This is a genomic window from Flavobacterium sp. AK-301, assembly GCF_058310215.1.
In genome coordinates, this window is sequence record NZ_JBZEES010000006.1 from 25,731 (window position 1) to 31,789 (window position 6,059).

General features: G+C 30.6%; 5 protein-coding genes. 4 read left to right on the top strand and 1 reads right to left on the bottom strand.

Annotation, left to right across the window (positions count from 1 at the left end):
• Positions 1 to 7: 7 nt before the first annotated feature.
• A complete protein-coding gene (locus tag AC4FQX_RS10025; protein ID WP_491167554.1) occupies positions 8 to 538 on the bottom strand; it encodes an RNA polymerase sigma factor in 531 nt (176 codons plus the stop codon).
• Between the two features lie 60 nt (positions 539 to 598).
• Between AC4FQX_RS10025 and AC4FQX_RS10030 the strand changes: the two genes are divergently transcribed.
• The 4 genes from AC4FQX_RS10030 to AC4FQX_RS10045 form a co-directional block, all read left to right on the top strand.
• Positions 599 to 1,273 (top strand): TrmH family RNA methyltransferase, encoded by a 675-nt coding sequence (locus tag AC4FQX_RS10030; protein WP_491167555.1) that lies wholly within the window; start codon positions 599 to 601, stop codon positions 1,271 to 1,273.
• A 36-nt stretch (positions 1,274 to 1,309) separates the two neighbouring features.
• Positions 1,310 to 2,176, top strand: coding sequence for an alpha/beta hydrolase (locus AC4FQX_RS10035; protein WP_491167556.1), 867 nt, complete (start codon positions 1,310 to 1,312; stop codon positions 2,174 to 2,176).
• 375 nt (positions 2,177 to 2,551) lie between these two features.
• Positions 2,552 to 4,783: a leucine-rich repeat domain-containing protein gene (locus AC4FQX_RS10040; protein ID WP_491167557.1), complete on the top strand. Its 2,232-nt coding sequence runs from the start codon at positions 2,552 to 2,554 to the stop codon at positions 4,781 to 4,783.
• 280 nt (positions 4,784 to 5,063) lie between these two features.
• The coding region (locus AC4FQX_RS10045) for a leucine-rich repeat domain-containing protein (protein WP_491167558.1) at positions 5,064 to 6,059 on the top strand (996 nt) is incomplete at its 3' end.

Genomic DNA, 6,059 nt, shown 5'->3' on the forward strand with positions numbered 1-6,059 from the left:
TTTTCAATTATGTCTGTACTATTTTTCTTAATTCGTTTATACAATTTCTGTTTTCTATTTTTATCGTTTCTAGTGGGATCTCAAGTTCTTCCGAAGCTTCCTGTTGCGTATATCCCTGAAAGAATAATAAGTCAATCACCTGAATATATTTAGGCTTTAATTTTGACAGAAATTCTTTAATTCCGATCGTGTCAATTCCATTCGTTATAGAATGGTTTCCGTCAATAGTATGTACGAAGTTTTTAGAAGATACATTTTTCTGACTGTTATTAAAGTTTTTAGAACGTAGTTTATCGATAGAAGAATTCCGTGCTATATTGAGCATCCAGGTAAATAAACGCTCTTTACTTTCATCATAATGGACTATGCTTCTCCATATTTTTATAAAAACTTCCTGAAGTACATCTTCCGATTCTTCTTTATCTTTGATTAAATTAAAGATTATTCCGTAAAGGCTTTTAGAATACATATCATATAATATCGTAAATGCTCTGTTGTCTTTTTTGTAAATTAGCGGCAGGATTTCCTCTTGTGTCATGAGATAAGTGAATTGAATTAACTACTAATGTAGGAATAATATTTATAATTGTAATGTAAAATGAAAAAAATAATTCAAAAGACGCAGTATCTTGAATATTTAGAAGATTTTATAACCGAGAACAGAAAAGAAAAATTTATCCGTGTTCTCAAAGAACGGACCAACCACTTTACAATTGGGATAGAAGACGTTTATCAGCTGCATAATACAAGCGCAGTAATGCGCAGTTGCGAAGTGTTTGGTATTCAGAATCTGTATGTTATAGAGCAGGTTCAGGGCAAGAGAATAGATAAAGAAATAGCGATGGGCGCTCAGAAATGGGTTGATATCAGCAGATATAATGACAGTGACAGTTGTATTGAACAGTTAAAACAAAAAGGCTATCAGATCATTGCAACAACACCTCATGAAAAGGATTGTCTGCTCGATAATTTTGATATTACAAAACCATCCGCTTTGTTTTTCGGAACCGAAAAACTAGGACTTTCAGAAGAGATTATCCGGAAAGCAGACGGTTTCTTAAAAATCCCGATGTATGGTTTTACAGAAAGTCTGAATATTTCCGTTTCAGCCGCTATTATCATTCAGAATTTAATGAGTAGGCTTAAAAAATCAGCCGTTGACTGGCGACTGACAGAAGAAGAAATTTTTGAAAAAAGACTGGACTGGACTAAAAAAACAATAAAGGATATTGACCGAATTGAACAAAGATATTTTGAACAAAATGGCTTATAATGTTTAATTCTCAATATAATAATAAATGAATTTAGTATGAGAATAAAATTAACTGCTTTATTGATCTGTTTTACTTTTTTTCAGATTTATGCACAATCAAATAAACAAAAGAAGCGTTCAGAAAAATTTGTTTTAGGGATTGTTGAACAACTTCATTCAAAAATTCTGAATGAGAACAGAATTTTAAATATCTATTTACCAGAAGGATATGATGCAAATACTAAATATCCCGTAATTTATCTGTTGGATGGTTCCGCAGACGAAGATTTTATTCCTATTGTCGGATTAGTCAAATACAATACCTTTTCCCGGATTGACAGAATTCCGAAGTCCATTGTTGTTGGTATTGCTAATACGGACAGAAAAAAAGATTTTACCTATCCTACCACTGTTGAAAGTGATAAAAACAGAATTCCTCAGAACGGAGGGTCCGAAAAGTTCATTGCTTTTATAGAAAAAGAATTACAGCCTTTTATAGCCAAAAAATATAAAACAGATACTTCAAAAACCATAATAGGGCAGTCGTTAGGCGGTCTTCTGGCTACCGAAATACTGTTTACCAAACCACAGCTTTTTGATAAATACATCATTATCAGTCCCAGTTTATGGTGGAATGACGGTTCACTTTTAAATGTGAATCCGGCGATTATGAAAGCAGATTATTCTGTACCGACATTGATCTATATTGGTGTGGGGAAAGAAGGATCCATTTTTAGAACCGATAAACATATTATGGAAGAAGATGCCAAACTCCTGGCAGAGAAGATCAAAAAGACTCAGTCAGAGAATATCAAAGTATTTTTTGATTACCTGCCGGACGAAAATCACGGAACTGTTACACTTCCAGCTGTTTTTAATGCGTTCCGACTTTTATACCCAAAGAGAAAAGTACTACACGAATAACGAAAATAGATCCGATAATTACTTCTGGAGCTTTTTTATTCAGGCTTTTTTGAAAGAATAACTTATTATTCTTTTTTTACGTTGTTTTTAAAATTAATACAGTATATTTTTTCAATACACAATTAAAGTATAGGATTGTGATTTGTTGTTTTTTTACAGAATATTTACTATGTGTATAAATTTTAATTTATTTTTTCGGTTATGTTGTAATTCGAATTGTTAAAAGAGACTAAAGTCGTAAAAAAAAATATTTTTTTCTATTTTTGAAAAATCAGAATATTGTATTAAAAATCCTATTAGTTGAGTTTTTATAACAAAATAGTCTGTTTAATATATAGTATTTTGAATTAAAAATAATTATTTCAAATTTTCATTATGAAAAAAACACTACTTACAAGTTTGTTTCTGTTGTTTTGCGCTATTACAGAAGCACAAACCTATCATGAAGTTGATAAAGAAGGATTACGAATGCTGCTCCGTCAGCCGACAGAAAAAGCAGGAATACTTAATCTGCATCAATTAGGTCTGACTATAGCAGATACCTTAAACTGGACTACCTCAGAAGAATGGGTTTCTAAAATAAAGAGACCAGGTTATGTGCCTGTTTGTATTTGGAATTCGGAATCTCCCAAACGGCTGATAGAGTTAAATATATCATCTCTATATGGGATGTTAAATGTCAGTAAATTTGTTTTTTTAAAAAAATTATCTTGTTCTAATAAACGATTAACGGAACTGGATATTTCAGAAAACATCAATTTAGAATGGTTAAATTGTTCTAATAATAGGTTAACGAAACTGGATGTTTCAAAAAATATTAATTTAGAAAGGTTAGATTGTTCTGATAATCAATTAACGGAACTGGACGTTTCAAAAAACATCAATTTAAGAGAGTTATCTTGTGATTATAATTGGTTAATAGAACTTAATGTTTCAAAGAATATCGAATTACATTTGTTATATTGTTATGATAATCAGTTAGTAGAGTTGGATGTTTCAGAAAACATCAACTTAGAATGGTTAGATTGTTCTAATAATAGGTTAACAAAACTGGATGTTTCAAAGAATATCAAATTACATTCGTTAGATTGTTATAATAATCAGTTAGTAGAGTTGGATATTTCAGAAAACATCAATTTAGAATGGTTATATTGTTCTAATAATAGGTTAACAAAACTGGATGTTTCAAAAAATATTTATTTAGGAGACTTAATTTGTTCTAATAATCAGTTAGTAACACTCATTGTTTTAAATAAAGAAGATGCAGGTGTTTTGTATTGTGAATCTAATAATTTGAGATTTTCAGTATTAGAAGAGCTTGAAATATCGGAGGAGGATTTTTATTATTCTCCTCAAAATAGAATAGAAGGAGATACAATAACTGTCGGGCAGAAAATCGATCTGAGTAGTGAATATTCTATTAAAGGAAATACAACAGTATATCAATGGTATACAGAATCAGGAGTACCTGTCAATTTAGAACATAATAATGATGGCGTATTTATTGCCGGAAAAGAGTATGCCGGAAAAACCCTTATCTGTAAAATGACCAATAGTAGCTTCCCGGGTTCAAATTATTGGGATCCAGAATTAGAATTTAAGGAATACCGTCCTTTTGTCCTTGAATATAGTGTAACGATAGAAGATACTACTAAAAATGAATTGAAGTTAAAAGATTATTTAACCTTAAAAACAGCCGTTGATAATATATATCAGGTAAAAACAGATGAGACTTTTCAGGTTCATGCAGCTGTCTCAGCAGATCAGCAGAAGGTAAAAATTGGTTTGTTTGGTCTTAATGGAGAATTTTATACTCCGATTTCCGTTTCAGCGGTAGAAAATATTTATACCTGTCAGGTTCCCGATATGATATCGACCGGAGATTATATGATACAGCCCTATATAGAAATAAATGGGCAAAAAAAAATCATTACCCGTCCAGAAGGTTCCCGTTTGGTCGATAAATTGCCAATTACCGTTCTGAGTAAAACAGGTTTTAACCTTAGAGCAGCAACCGTGCTGAAACATTTACAGCTTAAAACTGCAGAAAATAATCTTTATGAAGTAGAAGTCGAAGAAGTTTTTCAGGTCTATGCTCCTTCCTCAGAAGCTACTGCCCGTATCGGTTTATTTGCTCGTAATGGATCATTGATTACCGATATAACCATTGCAAAGAAAAAATACACTTATACCTGCGAAGTCCCTTTTGAAGTTAATAGAGGGAATTATATTATTATGCCGTATGTAATGGAAAAAGGAGTTGTAAAAATTGTAGAGCGTGCAGATGGAGCTGCTATTATGGATCGATTACCGTTAGCCGTAACCGAAGGCGATATATGGGGACGTAAACTAAGCCTTCCAATACAAGAAGAAATTACAGAAAACACAGCAATCAGAGTGTATCCTAATCCTGCAATAGAAGTTTTATATATTGATGCACCCGGTACCGTTCAGGGAATAGAAATTTATAATCTAAACGGACATCTGGTTAAAAAAGAAACAGGATCAGGACAGAGTATTTCTGTTCAGGGACTTCAAAAAGGAGTACATATTTTAAAAGTAACCACTTCCGAAGGATTGTTTAGTCATAAAATAATAAAGAACTGATATGATAATAAGTCCAATTTATTTTTAGAACATATTCTAAACTATAAAAATTATTTTTATTCCCGGTTTTCTAGATACAGAAAACCGGGAATTTTATTTTATATGTTGAGTTGTATTGTATATAAGTAATTTATAGTTCTTTTAAATAGAATTCAAAAGAATATTTGTTTTTTTTTAACAAACTTTATGTATTTTTTTAAATACATAAAGTTTGTGTTAAATTGATATATTTGTATTTAATATTTTATGTTAAATAAATGTATAATTTAAAATTTTAATTATGAAACAAAAATTACTTGTAGGTTTGTTGTTGTTGCTATGTAGTATTGTAACAGCACAAACGTATCATGAAGATGATAAAGAAGGTTTACGTATGTTGCTCCGCCAGCCAACAGAAACTTCGGGAGTACTCAATTTACATCGATTAGGTCTAGCTATAGCAGATACATTAAATTGGACGGTTTCGGAAGAATGGGTTTCTAAAATAAAAAGTGAAGATCCTTATATAACAACTGTTTGTACCTGGAATTTGGAATCTCCCCAAAGGTTAATAAAATTAGATATAACGCACTCTTTTTTTGGTAAAACGCCATTGTGTGGAATATTAAATGCTAGTAAGTTTGTTTTTTTAAAAGAATTAGATTGTTCCTATAATCGATTTATTCAACTGGATGTTTCTGGAAATATACAGTTAGAAAATTTAAGATGTGACTATAATCTGTTAACTCAAATAGAACTATCAAAAAATAAAGCTTTAAAGTATTTGTTTTGTGAGAATAATCAGTTGTCTGAATTGGATGTTTCTGAAAATATAAACTTAGAAGATTTACGTTGTAGAAATAATCTGCTAACTCAAATAGAACTATCGAATAACAAACTTTTAAAGTATTTATATTGTTCTGATAATCAGTTGTCTGAATTGGATGTTTCTGAAAATATAAACTTAGAAGATTTATTTTGTAGTAGTAATCTGTTAACTCAAATAGAACTATCTAATAATAAAGCCTTAAAGTATTTGTCTTGTGATAATAATCAGTTGTCTGAATTGGATGTTTCTGGAAACATAATGTTAGAAAATTTATCTTGTGGAAGTAATCTGTTAACTCAAATAGAACTATCGAATAACAAACTTTTAAAGTATTTAGATTGTGACAGAAATCAGTTTGCTCAACTGGATGTTTCAAAGAATCTGAATTTAGATACTTTATCCTGTTCTAATAATCAGCTTACCAAATTAGATGTTTCAAAGAATATAAGATTACGGCAATTATTTTGT

What these genes read in the sequence shown, in the direction of transcription:
- AC4FQX_RS10035 (WP_491167556.1), top strand. Translation starts at nt 1,310, where the DNA reads ATGAGAATAAAATTAACTGCTTTATTGATCTGTTTTACTTTTTTTCAG.
- AC4FQX_RS10025 (WP_491167554.1), bottom strand. Translation starts at nt 538, where the DNA reads ATGACACAAGAGGAAATCCTGCCGCTAATTTACAAAAAAGACAACAGA.
- AC4FQX_RS10030 (WP_491167555.1), top strand. Translation starts at nt 599, where the DNA reads ATGAAAAAAATAATTCAAAAGACGCAGTATCTTGAATATTTAGAAGAT.
- AC4FQX_RS10040 (WP_491167557.1), top strand. Translation starts at nt 2,552, where the DNA reads ATGAAAAAAACACTACTTACAAGTTTGTTTCTGTTGTTTTGCGCTATT.